This is a genomic window from Streptomyces sp. NPDC026394 (genome assembly GCF_055567735.1).
In genome coordinates this window covers 291,878-307,963 of record NZ_JBVHPX010000008.1, presented here as the reverse complement: position 1 = coordinate 307,963, position 16,086 = coordinate 291,878, and the positions used below count along the sequence as shown (strand labels likewise).

Annotated in this window: 13 protein-coding genes and 1 pseudogene; 5 read left to right on the top strand and 9 right to left on the bottom strand. The window is 73.5% G+C overall.

The window, feature by feature from the left end; all coding sequences use genetic code 11:
* Positions 1-147 precede the first annotated feature (147 nt).
* Positions 148-1,377: an acyl-CoA dehydrogenase family protein gene (locus ACZ4QV_RS21300; protein WP_361150348.1), complete on the top strand. Its 1,230-nt coding sequence runs from the start codon at positions 148-150 to the stop codon at positions 1,375-1,377.
* 429 nt (positions 1,378-1,806) lie between these two features.
* Here the strand turns inward: ACZ4QV_RS21300 and ACZ4QV_RS21295 are convergent, their stop codons facing one another.
* Positions 1,807-2,241 (bottom strand): alpha/beta fold hydrolase, encoded by a 435-nt coding sequence (locus ACZ4QV_RS21295; protein WP_361150350.1) that lies wholly within the window; start codon positions 2,239-2,241, stop codon positions 1,807-1,809.
* 4 nt (positions 2,242-2,245) lie between these two features.
* Between ACZ4QV_RS21295 and ACZ4QV_RS21290 the strand changes: the two genes are divergently transcribed.
* Positions 2,246-2,890, top strand: a complete 645-nt coding sequence (locus ACZ4QV_RS21290; protein ID WP_361588507.1) for a hypothetical protein — start codon at positions 2,246-2,248, stop codon at positions 2,888-2,890.
* 35 nt (positions 2,891-2,925) lie between these two features.
* On the opposite strand, the gene ACZ4QV_RS21285 is transcribed toward ACZ4QV_RS21290, so the two are convergent.
* Positions 2,926-3,087 (bottom strand): hypothetical protein, encoded by a 162-nt coding sequence (locus tag ACZ4QV_RS21285; RefSeq protein WP_238783610.1) that lies wholly within the window; start codon positions 3,085-3,087, stop codon positions 2,926-2,928.
* Positions 3,088-4,525: 1,438 nt separating this feature from the next.
* On the opposite strand from ACZ4QV_RS21285, the gene ACZ4QV_RS21280 reads away from it, so the two are divergent.
* The gene (locus ACZ4QV_RS21280) at positions 4,526-5,104 is read left to right on the top strand and encodes an ATP-binding protein (RefSeq protein ID WP_467763246.1); all 579 of its coding nucleotides are present in this window, start codon (positions 4,526-4,528) and stop codon (positions 5,102-5,104) included.
* Between the two features lie 199 nt (positions 5,105-5,303).
* Here the strand turns inward: ACZ4QV_RS21280 and ACZ4QV_RS21275 are convergent.
* Positions 5,304-5,846 (bottom strand): annotated as a pseudogene (locus tag ACZ4QV_RS21275) (type 1 glutamine amidotransferase); the annotation flags it as partial.
* 333 nt (positions 5,847-6,179) lie between these two features.
* Here ACZ4QV_RS21275 and gcl point away from each other — a divergent pair.
* Positions 6,180-7,958 carry a glyoxylate carboligase gene (gcl, locus tag ACZ4QV_RS21270; protein ID WP_361150358.1) on the top strand — a complete coding sequence of 593 codons (1,779 nt, stop codon included), beginning with the start codon at positions 6,180-6,182 and terminating at the stop codon, positions 7,956-7,958.
* A 64-nt stretch (positions 7,959-8,022) separates the two neighbouring features.
* On the opposite strand, the gene ACZ4QV_RS21265 is transcribed toward gcl, so the two are convergent.
* The 3 genes from ACZ4QV_RS21265 to ACZ4QV_RS21255 all read right to left on the bottom strand — a co-directional run bounded on the left by ACZ4QV_RS21265 (position 8,023) and on the right by ACZ4QV_RS21255 (position 11,102).
* Entirely contained in the window at positions 8,023-8,646 is a 624-nt protein-coding gene (locus tag ACZ4QV_RS21265) for a GNAT family N-acetyltransferase (RefSeq protein WP_361588501.1), read from the bottom strand.
* Positions 8,647-8,754: 108 nt separating this feature from the next.
* Entirely contained in the window at positions 8,755-10,308 is a 1,554-nt protein-coding gene (locus ACZ4QV_RS21260; RefSeq protein WP_361638065.1) for an MFS transporter, read from the bottom strand.
* Entirely contained in the window at positions 10,305-11,102 is a 798-nt protein-coding gene (locus tag ACZ4QV_RS21255; RefSeq protein WP_361638067.1) for a GntR family transcriptional regulator, read from the bottom strand. The genes ACZ4QV_RS21260 and ACZ4QV_RS21255 overlap by 4 nt, the downstream gene beginning before the upstream one ends.
* A 274-nt stretch (positions 11,103-11,376) precedes the next feature.
* Here ACZ4QV_RS21255 and ACZ4QV_RS21250 point away from each other — a divergent pair, with 274 nt between their 5' ends.
* Positions 11,377-12,942, top strand: coding sequence for an amidohydrolase family protein (locus ACZ4QV_RS21250; RefSeq protein WP_467763245.1), 1,566 nt, complete (start codon positions 11,377-11,379; stop codon positions 12,940-12,942).
* A 333-nt stretch (positions 12,943-13,275) separates the two neighbouring features.
* On the opposite strand, the gene ACZ4QV_RS21245 is transcribed toward ACZ4QV_RS21250, so the two are convergent.
* From ACZ4QV_RS21245 to ACZ4QV_RS21235, 3 genes are all read right to left on the bottom strand, one after another.
* Positions 13,276-15,087, bottom strand: coding sequence for an ABC-ATPase domain-containing protein (locus tag ACZ4QV_RS21245; protein ID WP_361150367.1), 1,812 nt, complete (start codon positions 15,085-15,087; stop codon positions 13,276-13,278).
* Between the two features lie 239 nt (positions 15,088-15,326).
* Positions 15,327-15,551: a hypothetical protein gene (locus tag ACZ4QV_RS21240; protein WP_361150369.1), complete on the bottom strand. Its 225-nt coding sequence runs from the start codon at positions 15,549-15,551 to the stop codon at positions 15,327-15,329.
* On the bottom strand, positions 15,548-15,742 hold the full coding sequence (locus ACZ4QV_RS21235) for a hypothetical protein (RefSeq protein WP_361150371.1): 195 nt from the start codon (positions 15,740-15,742) through the stop codon (positions 15,548-15,550). The genes ACZ4QV_RS21240 and ACZ4QV_RS21235 overlap by 4 nt, the downstream gene beginning before the upstream one ends.
* Between the last annotated feature and the right edge of the window lie 344 nt (positions 15,743-16,086).

The following is a 16,086-nucleotide window of genomic DNA, read 5'->3' as shown; positions in this document are numbered from 1 at the left end:
AACGTAACACCCGCACTGCGGGGTGATTGGGGGGCTGGGGGAGTTGACATCCCTTACTCGCGGGTAACACACTCGGGTTACCGCAAGTAATGTGAGGTAGGCGACACTGCTCGGGGTCCGCCCCGGGAGCGCACCGCTGGAGGGGTCATGGCCGAGTTCACCATGGAGCTGAGCGACGAGCAGAAGGAGGTCAGGGACTGGATCCACGGCTTCGCCGCCGACGTGATGCGCCCCGCGGCCGCCGAGTGGGACGAGCGCGAGGAGACCCCCTGGCCGGTGATCCAGGAAGCCGCCAAGATCGGCCTGTACTCGCTCGACTTCTACGCCCAGCAGTTCTTCGACCCGACCGGCCTGGGCATCCCCATGGCCATGGAGGAGCTGTTCTGGGGCGACGCCGGCATCGGCCTGTCGATCGTCGGCACCGGCCTGGCCGCCGTCGGCGTGCTGGCCAACGGCACCGAGGAGCAGATCGGCACCTGGATACCGCAGATGTACGGCGACGCCGCCGACGTGAAGGTGGCCGCCTTCTGCTCCTCCGAGCCCGACGCGGGCTCCGACGTCTCCGCGATGCGCACCCGCGCCGTCTACGACCAGGCCAAGGACGAGTGGGTGCTCAACGGCACCAAGACCTGGGCGACCAACGGCGGCATCGCCAACGTCCATGTCGTCGTCGCGGTCGTCGACCCGGACCTCGGCCCCAAGGGGCACGCCTCCTTCATCGTCCCGCCGCGGACTCCCGGCCTGTCCCAGGGCCAGAAGTTCAAGAAGCACGGCATCCGCGCCTCGCACACCGCCGAGGTCGTCCTGGAGGACGTACGCGTCCCCGGCCACTGCCTGCTCGGCGGCAAGGAGAAGCTGGACGAGCGCCTGGCCAGGGCCCGCGAGCGGGCCGGGAAACCGGGCGGCGAACGCGTGAAGAACGCCGCCATGGCCACCTTCGAGGCGTCCCGCCCGGCCGTCGGCGCCCAGGCCGTCGGCATCGCCCGCGCCGCGTACGAGGTCGCCCTCGACTACGCCAAGGAACGCGTCCAGTTCGGCCGCCCGATCATCGACAACCAGGGCATCGCCTTCCAGCTCGCCGACATGCGCACCCAGATCGACGCCGCCCGCCTCCTGGTCTGGCGCGCCTCCTGGATGGCCACCGCCGGCAAGCCGTTCACCTCGGCCGAGGGCTCCATGTCGAAACTGTTCGCCGGCGAGACCGCCAAGAAGGTGACGGCCCAGGCCATGCAGATCCTCGGCGGCAACGGCTACACGCGGGAGTACCCGGTCGAGCGGATGCACCGCGACAGTTCCATCTATACGATCTTTGAAGGGACGAGCGAGATCCAGCGCCTGGTCATCGCCCGGACGGTGGCGGGGGTGCCGATCCGCTAGCGGACGCCGCCCGCTGCTCCGTGACGCGGCCGAGGAAGGCGCGGACCCGGCCGCGCCGGTCCGCCCGGTGGGCGGCGCTCATGAGGTGCCCCGGGCCGGCCAGTTCGGAGAACGCGGCGCCGGGGATGCCGTCCGCCGGGCGGCGGGTGGTGGCAGGCAGCGCCGTACGATCCCCCGTAGAGACACCACGAGCGTGGGTACAGTGATCCGCGCCGGATCGCCGCGTACGTCCACTCGGCCCGCCAGGTCGAAATGGCCCAGCGCGGGCCCCCGGATCCGCCTGGATCTCCGCCACCTGAGCGTCGATCTCCGCCGCAGTCGGCTCGGCCAGCTCGGCCAGCTTCCTCTGCGATCAGCACGACAGACCGGCCAGCCGGGCCGCGGTGGTCAGCTCTCCGCTCCGGCCCAGGGTCCGGATGAGCTGGGTGGTCAGTCGCAGCACGGGATCGGTGGCGGCGAATCCGGCGGTGAGCGCGAGTGCCGTGATCCGGCGGGGTGCCGGGGCGCGGCCCGTACGGCCACCGCGCAGCCCAGTGACTCGCCGACGACGGGAAATGTGTCGTGCCCGGCGGTTGTCGCGGCGGAGACCGACTGGCCGGTCAGGCAGCCGAGTTGGAGCGGCCGGTCGGCTTCGGGGGTGCCGCCCGCGCCGGGGTGGTGCGGGCCGATGACCGCACGGTCCCGTGCCAGGTCGTCCAGTGCGAGGCCGTAATGGCCGAACACCCCCGCGCCCGCACCGTGCGCCAGCGCCGGCGCCGGGCCGTCGCCCTGGATGATGACCTCGCGGGAAGGCGCCGGGGCGACGGCAGTCGAGGAGGGCGGCAGGAGGCCCGTTTTCATGGGCCGGGATCGATCAGTGGCCATGCCCGTGACGCTAAGCTTTGACATCAGTGTCAGGGGCAACTGGCAACTGGCGTCGGGGCGCTCCGCGTCCGGGGAGGCGCCGTGGACGAGCAGCTCGCTGTCCTTCTGGCCGGTGGCCGGTGCGGTCCTGGGCGCCGCGGTCGGCGGTCTCGCCAGTTACCGGGCGGCAAAACACAGTGCGGACGTCGCGGCGCGGGCTCTCGCCGAGCAAGTCGTCGGCCAGGCCAGGCACGAGCAGGCGCAGTGGGTCCGCCAGGAACGCCGTCAGCTCTACGGCGAGATCAGCCGGACCTATGCCGATCTGGCCGCCGCGCTCGCCGCGCTGCACGGCGCGTTGGCCGACCGCAGACCCGTACAGGATGTGGTCGAGCGCGTGGAGGAGCGTCGGCTCCACCTGTCCGTCGCGGTGAGCCCCACCGCCATGCTGGGGCCCGAGCGGGTTCATGATGCCGCTCGGGCACTGGTCGGCGCGACCGACGCCTTCGTCGCGGCGTACCGCGAACTCGCGGAGCGCCGGCAGCCCTCCGGGCCGGTGGCACCCGACGCGGTACGGGAGCGCCTCGCCGACAGCAGGGCGGACGTGCACGCCCGCCTCAGCGACTTCTCCGCCGCCTGCCGCACCGTCCTGCTGCGCGACGGCGACGGTTGAACCGGCGACGGCTGAACCGCGGCGCTCCCGCCCGCTCAGGCAGCGGCGTCCTGCCGCGGCACCACCTTGAACACGTCGCCGTGCGCGGAGTACACCACGTGCACGTCCTCACCGGCGGCGCGCAGCACCTCCACCACCGCGTCCAGCATCGGCAGCGACCGGGCGCTGCCCGCGGGCAACTGGCGCGGTAACGACACGGCGGGCACGCGAAGCGGTTCCTGAACGACGTTCATGACATCAGCCCCATCTCGGCACGGAACATCCCCCGTCGGCACCACCGCGCCGTCGGCTCAGCCAGCTTGCGGCACGGCGATGAACAGAAGCTCAACGGCTCGTCCGGCGGCGTCAATCCGGCCCGGCCCGGCCGCACATGAGCCCGTCAGCAGCGGCGCTCCCACCAGGGCAGGTCCTCCGGCAGGTGCGGGTCGGGAAGCGTACGGGCGAGGAAGGTGTCGTCCAGGGGGTCGATGAGAGAGTGGAGTTGGCGCGCGCTGCGGCGGGGGGCGCAGCGCGAGTTCCAGCTCCGTGCGCCCGTGCCCGGCGTCGCAGCAGCAGGGGCAGCCGCACGGCGTCATGTCAGTCACATAACGGCGCGACAGTCGGACTTGCTGCCGCCGGCTCCGCAGGGCCTTGGCCACGGCTCCGGGCGTCAGTCGTGCCTGTTCGAACGCGCGGACATCGAGCCGGGCGACGGCGTCGAGACCGTCGACCACCGTGAAAGCGGCGGGCCGCCGTGGTGCCAGGCCGCCCCGGATCGGGGCGGGGCACCTACGCGGCATGGGCCTTCCACGCCGGGCGCAGACGGCGGCCTGCGGATACGTGGGGGGTGCATGGCGGGATCTTCGCACGGAGGCGGCGGCCGGGCACCCGAACTCCCGCCTGCCGCGTTCCCGGCCGCCGGCCGGCCCGGTCACGCGGTGGGGGCCACGTCCGGCTCCGGCGTCAGGGCCGCCGCGACTACGCTTCCGTACGCCTCCGAGGTGTCCAGCATGATGTCGTGCCCGCAGTCCGGCACCGCCGCCCCCCCGTATACCGGCCGCCACGAGCGCCTCCGCGCCTGGCAGCGGGCCGTCGTCCGCGGGCAGCAGGAACGTACGCGGCATCGGCAGCCTCACCAGCAGCTCCCGCACGACCGGCTCGCTGCCCCGGGCGAGGTGGACCGCGCTGCGGTGCAGCGCCTCCGGGCCGGCCAGCCGCACGGTCGACCACCAGTGCGCGCCCGCGGCGTCGTGTACGGGAAGCCGGTGGGCCGGTCGCTGCTGCTGATCCGAGCAGGTCCGGGAGCAGGGACCGGCGGCCCGCCAGGAGCGGGTGCGCGGCGGTCCCGGCGAAGTAGGCGGGCGAGGCGGCGCCGAGGCCGTGCAGGTGGACGCGGGCGGTCCGGCGCCCGGCAGTTCGGCCCAGCGGATGCGGTCGCCCTCGGGCGTCACCACGGCGTCGCGCATGGTCGTCCCTCCGACTCGTCGGACCCGGGCGGCGGGCCCGGGGCTGTTGCGGACCCGGGCGCGGGCCGGGGACGGTTGCGAACGCGAACCCGCCCAGGACGTGTCGCGGCGCGTCCAGGGCTCGGGCGCACCTTCTCAGGCCCGCAAATTCGCTGGCGGGGCGGGTTCCGTCGGCCCACCATGGGCGACGATGCAGCCCACGACGGAAATCCTGGTCCTGTGCGGCGCAGCCGGGGTCGGCAAGTCCACGACGGCGTACGAGGTGTCCCACCAGCTCGGCCGCGCCGACATCCCGCACGCCCTGCTCGACACCGACCAACTGGACCAGGTGCACCCCTGGCCGCCGCCCGGTCTCGGGCCGAACGAGCTGTCCCGCCGTAATCTCGCCGCGGTCTGGGCCAACCTGGCCGGGGTCGGCCACACCCGGCTGATCGTGACGGGTGTATTCGTCGCGCTGGAACGCGAGTTGGTGTGGATCGCCGATGCCGTACCGGACGCCGGCATCACGTCCGTACGGCTGACCGCGGATGTGCCCACTCTGGAACGCCGGGTCCGCCGCCGGGAGATCGGCTCCGGGACGGCGGACCAGCTCGCCCGTACGGTCCGCCAGCACGCGGCCCTCACGCGCCCGGAACCACCGGGCACGACGGTGATCGACACCACCGGGCGGTCCGTGGTCTCGGTGGCGTCCGAGGTGATCGGGGTGTGGCTCGGCGGGGGAGCGGGCCAGGGCGGGGCCGATGAGTGGCCCGGGGGCGCCGCCCCGTAAGGCCGTGGGGATCAGAGTCCCGCGCGCTCCATGAAGAGGGCCCGCAGGTGCGCCAGGCTCCGCTCGGCCAGGGGCGCAGGGCGGGGGCCGCGGCCAGGGCGTCGGCCCGCAGCCGGGCCGTGGCGTCGGGTCCGAGGGCGTCCGTGGCCTCGGTGGTGAAGGACGGTTCGGCGAGCCACTCCTCCAGGAGGCCGGGCGTGACCTCCAGGTGGAACTGGACGCCCCAGGCGGCCGGGCCGGCGCGGAACGCCTGGCACTCCGTGGTGCCGGTGCGGGCCAGGACGCGGGTGCCGGGGGCGGGCACGATGCGGTCGCCGTGCCAGTGGAGTACGGCCGGGGCGTCGGCCAGCGGGCCGACGAACGGGTCGGCGCGGTCCACGTCGTCCAGCGCGGACCAGCCGATCTCGCTGTCCCGGCCGAGCTCGGCGCCGGTCCGTACGGCCAGGCCGTGGGCGCGGGCGAGGAGCTGGGCACCGAGGCACACGCCCAGAGTCGGGGCGCCGGCCCGCAGCGCGTCGGCCAGGAGGTCCCGCTCCACCTTCAGTGCCGGGTGCTCCGTCGTGTCGTCGGCGTTCATGGGACCGCCCATGACGACCAGCCCGGCCAGGTCGGACAGCGGCGGCAGGCCGTCCGCCGAGGCGTCCGGCGTGTCGATCAGGTTGCGGATGTCGACGTACAGGCCGCTGCCGTCCAGGGCGTCCAGGATCAGGCCGGGCTTCTCGGCCTCTATGTGCTGGAGCATCAGGACGGCGCGCGGGGGCATGGTGCGGTCTCCTGGGCGGGCGGCAGTGCGGCAAGGGCGGTGTGCAGCTTGACGTGCCTGGTCACGGCCGTGCCGCGGCGCGATGGCCGTGCCCTTCGGGCCTGCCCGGGCTGGGCCTCCGCGTCCTCCGATGCGCCGGCCTGCCGGGCTCCTCTCTGTACGGCGGTCCCTTGACGGCGGGAACGGCGCGCTCTACTTTCATTCGTACTTCCGCAGAGTAAAACAAGTATTCCGTAATGCGGAAGAAGTGCAGCTCGCGCTTCCGCCCTCGGGCCGGAGCGCGATCCCGACAGCCCGACGCAGGAGTACTCGATGCCTCGAATGACCGCCGCCCGTGCGGCTGTGGAGATCCTCAAGCGCGAGGGCGTGACCAACGCGTTCGGTGTGCCGGGCGCGGCGATCAACCCGTTCTACGCGGCGCTGCGGGCCGGCGGCGGCATTCACCACACGCTCGCCCGCCACGTCGAGGGCGCCTCCCACATGGCCGAGGGCTACACCCGCGCCCGCCCCGGCAACATCGGCGTCTGCATCGGCACGTCCGGGCCCGCCGGCACCGACATGATCACCGGGCTGTACTCCGCGACCGGTGACTCGATCCCGATCCTGTGCATCACCGGTCAGGCACCCACCGCGGTGATCCACAAGGAGGACTTCCAGGCCGTCGACATCGCCTCGATCGCCGCCCCCGTCACCAAGGCCGCGACCACCGTCCTGGAGGCCGCCCAGGTCCCCGGCGTCTTCCAGCAGGCGTTCCACCTGATGCGCTCGGGCCGCCCCGGGCCGGTCCTGGTCGACCTGCCGATCGACGTCCAGCTCACGGAGATCGAGTTCGACCCGGAGACGTACGAGCCGCTGCCGGTGCACCGGCCGAAGGCGACGCGCAAGCAGGTCGAGAAGGCCCTCGCCATGCTGAACGCCGCCGAGCGCCCGCTGCTCGTCGCGGGCGGCGGCATCATCAACGCCGACGCCTCGGACCTGCTCGTCGAGTTCGCCGAACTGACCGGCGTCCCTGTGATCCCCACCCTGATGGGCTGGGGCACCCTCCCCGACGACCACCGGCTCCACGCCGGAATGGTGGGCCTGCAGACCTCGCACCGCTACGGCAACGCGACCTTCCTGGAGTCCGACTTCGTCCTCGGCATCGGCAATCGCTGGGCCAACCGGCACACCGGCACACTGGACGTCTACACCCGGGGCCGCACCTTCGTGCACGTCGACATCGAGCCCACCCAGATCGGCAAGATCTTCGCCCCGGACTACGGCATCGCCTCCGACGCCAAGGCCGCGCTGGAACTGTTCGTCGAGGTCGCCGAGGAGCTGAAGGCCGCGGGCGCACTGCCCGACCGCGGTGAGTGGGCCGCCTCGGCCCAGCAGCGCAAGGCCACGCTCCAGCGCCGTACGCACTTCGACAACGTGCCGCTCAAGCCGCAGCGCGTGTACGAGGAGATGAACCGTGCCTTCGGGCCCGAGACCCGGTACGTCACCACCATCGGCCTCTCGCAGATCGCCGGCGCCCAGATGCTGCACGTCTACAAGCCGCGCCACTGGATCAACTGCGGCCAGGCCGGGCCGCTGGGCTGGACCATCCCGGCCGCACTGGGTGTCGCCACCGCCGACCCCGACGGCAGCGTCGTCGCGCTCTCCGGCGACTACGACTTCCAGTTCATGCTGGAGGAACTGGCGGTCGGCGCCCAGCACCGCATCCCGTACGTGCACGTGCTGGTGAACAACTCCTACCTGGGCCTGATCCGCCAGGCCCAGCGCAACTTCGCCATGGACTACCAGGTCACCCTGGAGTTCGAGAACATCAACACCCCCGAACTCGGCGTCTACGGCGTGGACCACGTCAAGGTCGCCGAAGGGCTGGGCTGCAAGGCGATCCGCGTCACCGAGCCGGACCACCTGTTGCCCGCCTTCGAGGAGGCCAAGAAGCTGGCCGCCGAACACCGGGTGCCGGTGGTCGTCGAGGCGATCCTGGAGCGGGTCACCAACATCGCGATGAGCGGCACCGACATCGGCAGCGTCAACGAGTTCGAGGACCTGGCCACCGAGCCCGGCCACGCGCCGACCGCCGTCGTACCGATGAGCTGAGCCGCGCCGGGCGGGGGCCGGAGTCCCCGCCCGTTCCGCCTCCGTACCCCGGGGCGGCGGTGGTTCAGGCGTCCGCGGGCCAGGCGTCGGCCGCTACACGGGCGTGCAGATGCTCGTCGTGCCAGCCGTCGGCGTGCAGCAGCGCGCTGCGCATGGTGCCTTCCAGCCGGAAGCCCGCCCTGACCGCCACCCGGCAGGACGCCGGATTGGCGACGGAGTGGGTGAGCCGCAGCCGGTGCAGGCCGAGATCCTCCAGGGCCCATCGGCTGATCCGTAGGGTCGCCGACACCGCGAGCCCCCGCCCGCGCCCGGCCGGGAGCAGCCAGTAGAGGAACTCCGCGCCGCCGCCCCCGAGGTCGAGGTCCGCGAGTCCGGCCAGCCCCACCGCCGCACCGTCTTCCCTGCCCGCGACGGCCCAGATGGCGGCCTGCTCGTCGTGCCACCGCTGGTGCCAGCGTGCGATCTTGGTCCGCGCGCCCTCCGTCGAGACCTGCGTGGGCCGGTTCCACTGCTGGATGTCCGGGTCCTGGCAGGCGGCGACCAGCACGTCGGCGTCGGTGGGGCGCCACGGGCGCAACTCGGCGTCCGTGGTGAGGGTGAGGGTGGGCTGCTCGCTGTCCCGCATGCTGCCGGTGGGTACGACGGGGGGTATCGGGGAGGGGGCGGCGGGTGGCGTTGCGGAAGTCATGGGTGGATCTTGCCAGTGGGCCGTGGGCCGTGGGCCGTGGGCCGTGGGCCGTGGGCCGTGCGGGGCGGCGGTCCGGTGGACGTGCCTGGTCGTACGGCCGGGTGGTGATCAGGGGCGGGTACGGCGTCCCGGGTACCACGCGACCACCAGCGCCCCGCCCGCCACGACCACCGCGGCCAGGACGAGCATCGCGACGTCGAGCGAGCCGGTGAAGGCACCGAGCACCGCGTCCCGTAGGTCGCCGCCCGCCGGGCCGGGCGCGCCGCTCAGTCCCCGTTCCGCCGCCGCCACGGTCGTCGGCGGGTGCGGACCGCGCAGTACGGCGGGCAGGTGGGCGGTGAAGAAGGCGGTGACGATGCTGCCGCTGACCGCGATGCCCAGCGCGCTGCCCAACTCGCGGGCCAGGCTCTGCAATCCGGAGCCGGTTCCCGCCCGGTCCGGAGGGAGCGCCGACATCATGTCGTGCGAGAGCAGGGGGGTGGCCAGGCCGCAGCCGGCCGCGGTCAGTGTGGCACCGGCGGCGTAGAGGACGTACGGGGTGTGCGCGCTCACGGTCGACACGGTGGCCAGGCCCGCCGCCAGTACCAGCAGCCCCGCACCCACAGTGGCCCGGCCGCCCAGCCGCCGCTCCAGTGCCGCCGCGCAACGTGGGGCCACCAGCAGTGCGGCAGCCATCGGCAGCAGACGTATGCCGGCCCCCAGCGGCGAATGGCCTTGCGCGTACTGGAGGTACTGCCCGTTGATGTAGAACAGGCCGAACATGCCGACGAAGGCCAGCGCCAGACCGAGCGCTCCCGCCCGCACGGCCGGCAGGGCGAAGAGCCGCGGGTCCAGCATCGGGTGCGGGCGCCGGAGTTCGTACCGTACCCAGCAGGTCAGCAGTACGGCGGCGAGGAGGAAACCGCCCACGGTCCGTACGCTCAGCCAGCCCGACTCCGGCCCGGAGACGAGGCCCGCGAGCAGGGCCAGGAACCCGGCGGTCAGCAGACCCGCCGAGAGCGGGGAGACCGGGCGGTCGTGGCGTACGGCGGCCGGGGTGCAGACGGCGATCAGGACGAGGGCCAGGAGGGCCGGCGGGACGACACACAGGAACAGGGCCCGCCAGGAACCGGTCTGAAGGGCCGCGCCGCCCCCGACGTTGCCCAGGACCGCCGCCAGGCCCGTCATCGACGCCCACACCGCCACCAGCCGGGGCCGGCGCTCCGGCGCCGCGTCCGCGACCAGCAGGGCCAGCGTCGTCGGCAGTACGGCGGCGGCCCCGACCCCGCTGAGCATCCGGCCGGCGATCACCACCGCGATGCCGGGTGCGGCGGCACACAGCGCGGAACCCGCCGTGAACAGTGCCATCCCGCCCAGCAGGGTGCCCTTGCGGCCCAGTCGGTCCGCGAGTGCGCCCGCCGGGACGAGCAGGCAGGCGAAGAACACCACGTACCCGTCCACGACCCACACCACCGCCTCGGCGGAGGGGTGCAGCGCGCTGCGGGACAGCGACGGGATGGCGAGGTTGACGGCGGAGACCATGCCGACGACGAGGGTGACGCACAGACACAGCACGGCGACGGTGAGGCGGTTCGGGCCGGTGGGGGCGGGGTTCGGGAGGCGGGGAGGAGCGGTTTTGGCGGGGGTGGGGGTGGTGGGAGAGGTGGGTGTGGTGCGGGTCATCGGTCGTCACCTGTCGGGCTGTCGGATACGCCGGCGCTCCGGCCCAGTTCCGCGCGGAATGCCAGCCGGTCACCCCGGATGCGCAGGAATCCCAGGTCCACGGGGCGTCCGTCCGGCAGCCGGGTCAGCCGCTCGACCGTGAACACGACCTGCCCTGGCGGGGTTCCGAGCAGGGCCGAGGTGCCGGGATCCGCGTTGACCGCGTGCACGGTCACACTTGCCGAGCCCAGCGGGCCGCCGACCGACTCCTCGATCAGGCGGAACAGGTCCCGGCCGGCCAGGTCCGCGTCCAGCAGCGGCCGTCCGATGTCGGTGGTCAGGTAGGTCAGGTCCAGGGACAGCGGGTCGTCGCCGAGGCGGCGCAGCCGCTCGATGTAGACGACCTGTCCGTCGTCGGGGACGCACAGCTTGCGTGCCACTTCCCGGGGCGGCCGGATCACGTCGGCGACCCGCACCTCGTTGCTGACCCGCCCGTACGCCGACAGGGTCTCGGCCAGCCCGGTCAGCCGCTCCAGCGTGTGCTCGTACGTACGGCGCCGGATCACCGTGCCCACGCCCTGCCGCCGTTCCACCACGCCCTCGTCGCGCAGGACACCCAGCGCCTCGCGGACGGTGTTCCGTGAGGCGCCGTGGTCGGCGATCAGACTCCGCTCGTCCGGCAGGACACCGGAGGGAAAGGCGCCGGAAGCGATCTGCCGGCGCAGCACCTCCGCGACCTGCCGGGCCCGGTCCGCGCGGGAGCGGGTGCGCGGGCCTTGCGGGGTGGTGGTCGGGTCGGACGGCGACGCGGTCATGGGATCTCCGCAACTCGGCTCGGGGCACGCCGGGCGACTCGGTGCCGGGCGCCTGCCCAACCTAGGGTCCGTACGTTTCCCCGAAGTTACGCCACCCGTTCTGACCTGCGGCAACGCTGGGACGTGGGAGGTTGTGCGGCGTGTCGGACGGTTCCGCCACCCCGGGCGGCGTGTTGCGCTGCGATGAGGCATCTCCCGTATGCCGAAAGGGTTGTTCCGCGTTACGGGCTCCTTTATCGTCGGCCCGCCCGGCCGGGGCGGCGGGAAACCGACCATGGAGGAGAGCGCGTTGGCGAACCAGGCAAGGCGGGAGCGGTCCGGGGGCGAAGGCGCGGGGGAGAGCGAGCGGGAGGACGTGCGGGCGGCGGGCGAGGGGCCGCGCCGGGAGGAACGGGAGGCGGGGACGGGCCGCAGGTCTTTCCTGATGCATGCCGGACTGACCGGGGCGGGCGGTCTGCTGGCGGCGACCGCGGCGGCGGGCCCCGCGTCGGCGGCGGCCCCCGCGCTGCGCCCCGAGCAGTTCGAAGGCGATGAGCTCCTGCTCGTGCCGGAAGTGCTCCTGCTGCCCGGAGGGCCGGTGCGGGACCATGCCGTACGTGTGGCCGGCGGAGTCTTCCGGGAGGCCGGGCCGGCGCGCAAGCTGATCGGTGCCCATGGCCGCCTGACGCCGGTACACCTCGGACGCACGCTGCTGATGCCGGGTTTCGTGGACGCGCACCATCACCTGACGCAGAGTTTCGGCAAGGCGCAGGCGTTCGGGCAGCCGTCGGAGATCTTCAAAACGGTCTGGGAGCCCCTGGAACGCGCGCTCGACGAGGAGACTGCCTACCTGACGGCGAAACTGGCCGCGCTGGAAGCCCTGCGGGGCGGATTCACCACCGTCGCCGACGCCGGGACCCGCGCACCTGTCGACGTCGCGGTCCTGGCCCAGGCCACCCAGGAAGCCGGTGTCCGCTGCGTGCTGGGACAGGTGTGCTCGGACGGCAAGGGCGGCGAACGGCACCTCGCCCGCTGGGACGGCTCCCGGCTGGTCCACCCGTCCCTGGCGATCCCCGTGCCGGAGGACGCCGCCGACGCCGGGGTGCTGCGGCGCACGGCACGGCTGTGCGCCGAAGCGGGCGCCGTCTTCCAGGTGCACGTCAACGAGCACATCGCCTCCGTCGAACGCTCCCTCAAGAGCGTCGGCCGGCGCCCGGTGGAACACCTCCACCACGTCGGCGCCCTAGGACCGCACACACTCGGCGCCCACGCCACCCTGCTCACGCCCGGCGAACTCCGTCTGCTGGCCGACACGGGCACCGCCGTCAGCTACAACCCCGTCGCCAGCGCGTGGAAGGGCAACGGCGTCGCGCAGGCCGGGACGATGGCCGCCATGGGCGTGCGCTTCGGCACCGGCACGGACGGCACCCGCGGCGACGGATTCCGCCTGGTGGACGCCGCGGAGACCGCGCAGCGGCTGGCGTTCGGCCTGCAGAGCGGCGACTCGGTGTGCGGCGCCGGACGGCGGTGGCTGGAGCACGCGACCTCGCGCAGCGCCGACGCGCTCGGCCTCGGCCGGGTCACCGGCGAGATCGCGCCCGGCAAGGCGGCGGACTTCCTCGTCGTGGACCTCGACGTACCGGAGCTGACGCCGTCGTGGGACCTGAGCTGGGAACTGGTACGGCTCGCGAACCGCGACCAGATCCGCGCGGTCGTGGTCGGCGGCCGCCTGCGGCTGTGGGACGGCCGGCCGCTCCACTGGGACGGCCCCGCGCTGGTACGACGGGCCGCGGAGGCGGGGCGCGAGGTCGTGCGCCGGGCGGGCATCCGCCGCGTCGAACCGGTGCCTTCCGGTCCGTGACGCGAGCCACTGGAGCGTGTCGGGGCTGGTCCGCGTACGGACGGACGTACGCGTACGGACGGACGTACGCGTACGGACGTACGGGTGGGGACGCGTCGAAGCGGTGGCGTTTCGTCGTGTCGGCAACGTCTCGTCGAACCGGTCGCGTTTCGACGGGCCGTTACCGTCTCGTCGAACCGGTCGTGTCTCGTCGTGCCGGCTGCGTTTCGTCGGACCGACCGGGACCCGACGTACCGGTGGTGACTCGTCCGCGTACGTGCCAGTGGCATCTCGCGACGCACCTGACGCATCGAACGCATCTGACGCATCCCGTACGCGGACGAGTCCCGGCTCTCAGCCCTGCGCCGCCCCCGTCGGCCGGCCCAGGACCCGCAGGCCGCGCAGGCGGTTCAGGGCCGCGGCGACCTCGTGGCGACGCGGCAGCGCGAAGTCCTCGTCGCGGACGGCGAGGAGGCGGTGCGCGCCGTCCTCCAGGTCGCCGTCGAGCAGGTCGAGCGCCTCGGCCAGGGTGCGCTTCCCGTCCACGTACCCGCGCCGCACCATCAGTTCGAGGGCCAGGCCGATGCCCGCCACCTGGCGCGCGTCCGCGATCTGTTCGACGGCCCGCAGGTCGATGTCGTGCTCGCCGAAGGTCAGCCCGTCGTCGCCGCGCGCCCGGATGCGGGAGCGGCCGCGTACGGACGTGTCGAGCGAGCCGGGGTCCGGGCGGCGATGGGCGACACCGGGGAAGGCGTCCGCCTCGGCGGTCCGGCCGGTCGGTACCGCCGCCAGCCGGCGCGCCCGCTCGGTGACATCGGACGGCCGGTACGCGTCCATCATCACCACCTGGTCGGCGACCTCCATGTAGTCGCCGGAGCCGCCCATCACCAGCACGGTCGAGACCCCGTGGTCCCGGTGCAGGGACCGGACGAGGTCCACGAACGGCGTCAGTGGCTCCCGCTCCTTGGCGACCAGCGCCTGCATCCGCGCATCCCGGATCATCAGGTTGGTGGCCGCGGTGTCCTCGTCGATGAGCAGGGCCCGCGCGCCCGCCTCGACGGCCTCGCACAGGGAGGCGGCCTGCGACGTGGAGCCGGAGGCGTTGTCCGTACAGAAGTCGGTGGTGTCCGCGCCGCTCGGCAGGTGGTCCACAAAGGCGTGCACGTCCACCCGCTCGACCCGGCGGCCGTCCTCGGAGCGGATCTTGACGGTGTCGGGCCGGGCCGCCACCCGCTCGCGTCCGTCCCCCGGAACGTGGTCCCACACACCCGTCTCCAGGGCCCGCAGCAGCGTCGACTTGCCGTGGAAGCCGCCACCGACGATCAGGGTGACGCCTTCGCGTACGCCCATGCCGGTGACCGTCCCCGCGTGCGGCAGGTCGACCGAGACCCGCAGCTCCTCCGGAGAGGCGAACGGGACGACTCCGTCACCGGTCGCCGGGCGGTCGTCCACGCCGCTGCGCCGCGGCAGTACCGCGCCGTCGGCCACGAACGCGACCAGGCCGAGGCCGGGCAGCGCGGCGCGCAGCGCGGCCGAGTCCTCGACGGTGTCCGCGAAAGCCCGTACGTCGTCGGCGTCCAGCGCCGCGTACCGCAGCGCGCGCTCGGCGACCCTCGGCAGCAGACCGCACAGCACGTGCTCCGCCGCGTGCCCGTCGATGCGGCGGCCGTGCCCCGGCAGATCGACGCCCAGCCGCAGTGTCACCGAGCCGTCGCGCGCGTCCACCAGGCAGGAACTGCGCTCCAGCACCTCCTGGCCGCCGGCGTCCACCCGCAGCGCCCGGTGGTCCGCCGCCTCGGCGGCCCGCCGCGCCAGGTAGCTCGCCAGCGCCCGCCGCCGGACCGGCGACTCCCACAGATCGGCGGGGAACCCGGCCTCCTCGGCCGGCACGCGCAGCGCGACCCGTGCGGGCGGCGCGTACGGGTCGGACTGCCCGCGGATCACCTCCAGGGTGAAGCCGGGCATGGACCAGCCGCCGAGGAGCGCCTTGTACCTGCCGTACGAGGCGCCGTCCATCCGGCGCAGCTCCCCGGCCAGTCCGTCCCGGACCCCTTGCGGGCGGTCGGCCCGCGGCCGGTCCTGTGGCCGGCCGTGGCCACGGGGCTGCCCGCGGTCCCGGCCGTGTGCGCGTCCGCGGTCGTGGTCCCGGCCTTGAGGGCGTGGCACAGCGCCTGCACCTTTCTCGTCGTGTCGTACGGTCACCGGCGGTCCGCCGGCCCGACGGCCGACGATACCCAGACCGGCCCCGCACCGTCGCACGCGGACGCGTGACCGGTCACGGCGGGGCGCACCCCTCCGCAGCCGGTCACGGTCACCGGTCCCGCCTGCCCGTACCCGGGAAACCTGTCCGTATCCGGGGCAACCCGTCCGTATCCGGGGCGGCCCGTCAGTACCCGGCGGCCCCGTCAGTAGACGGTGAAGGGGAAGGGCTGCCGGGGCGCGTCCGCCCGCGCGTCCTGGCCGTCAGCCGTACGGACGGGCCGCAGACCGACCAGGGTGGTGCTGCCGCACGCGCAGATCACGGACGTGGCGACGAGCAGCCGGCCGGAGCAGTCGACGACCGGGGTGGTGAAGGTGCGCGGCTCCGCGGCCCCGCACCGGCGGCACGCCGCCGTCGGCGTCGCGCTCACCGTCCCCGCCCCGTTCCGCTCCGCACGGCGGCGGCCGGCGCGAGCGCCGATGCCAGGAGCAGGAGCCACAGGGAGTCCTGCGGGACGGGGAACGCGAGGTGGGAGGGCGTCACCAGGGTGACGCCGACGATGAGCACCGCCACGAAGGCGATGCCCGTACAGCGAAGGGCTATCCTGCAGTCGACGGACATGAGGTCTCCTTGTGGGTGAAGAACACGAGGTTTTCCGAGTTCGGCAGAAGGCCGTTCCCTGCTTCCCGCCAGAAGCACCAGGGAGCGGCCTCTTCGTGTGCCGGTGGCGGTACGGGCGCTGCCCGCCCGCCGGTTCGTCCTGGCCGGTCGTGATCGGCTGTCAGGTCACATGGCGTCCTCCTCCCGCTCTCCGGCCGCGTGGAGCCGCGCAGCCCGTACACCGGAAGTGTCGGCCCCGCGTCCACCTGCGCCTATGGCTGAGCGACGGGCGCAGGCATTTCCGAGCACCGCGACAGCGCGGCGGAACACTGGCGAACACCGGTGGCACAGGCGGACAATGACGG